Genomic DNA, 507 nt, shown 5'->3' with positions numbered 1-507 from the left:
AATACCCGCCGTGCTGCCACTGACAATGGCCAACTTACCGCTCAAATCAATTTTCATCACACACCTCCCAGGTAGGAGCTGCCGCAGGCTGCGATCTGTTGATCCGGCAACGGCGCCCGTTCAGAAACCAGTTTTGCCTCACGCAACACCTGCCAGAACCCGGCCGGTATCACCGCCGCCGACGCCGCGACATCCTCGGCAAGCGCATGTGGCGCGGTACAACTTGAGCGCCACCGAGCAACTCGAAGGCCTGCGTCAGCGTAGCCTCGATATCGCGTTGGTGAGTGAGCCGCCGACCGATGACGACTCCGACCTGCCGGGTGTTCAGGTGCTCGACGATCCGATGCTGCCGGCCTTGCCCGAGCAGCCGTTGAATGAAGCATCGCCATCGCGAGCAGGCTCACTCCTCCAGAAAAACACTGGCGATCTACACTGAACGGATCAGCCTTTTGCCGTGAGGCCGCCATGAAAATGTCTGCGCAAATGACCGTCGTCGCGATACTCGCC

Annotated in this window: 2 pseudogenes; one reads left to right on the top strand and one right to left on the bottom strand. The window is 60.6% G+C overall.

Annotation, left to right across the window (positions count from 1 at the left end):
• Positions 1 to 56: 56 nt before the first annotated feature.
• Positions 57 to 212, bottom strand: a pseudogene (locus tag DBR24_RS34475) (aldo/keto reductase); the annotation flags it as partial.
• Here DBR24_RS34475 and DBR24_RS29840 point away from each other — a divergent pair.
• Positions 206 to 367 (top strand): annotated as a pseudogene (locus DBR24_RS29840) (LysR family transcriptional regulator); the annotation flags it as partial. The pseudogenes DBR24_RS34475 and DBR24_RS29840 overlap by 7 nt on opposite strands.
• Positions 368 to 507: the final 140 nt, after the last annotated feature.

Source organism: Pseudomonas sp. HMWF006 (assembly GCF_003061205.1).
Taxonomy (GTDB): Bacteria; Pseudomonadota; Gammaproteobacteria; order Pseudomonadales; family Pseudomonadaceae; genus Aquipseudomonas; species Aquipseudomonas monsensis.
This window is presented reverse-complemented; position numbering and strand designations above follow the sequence as displayed.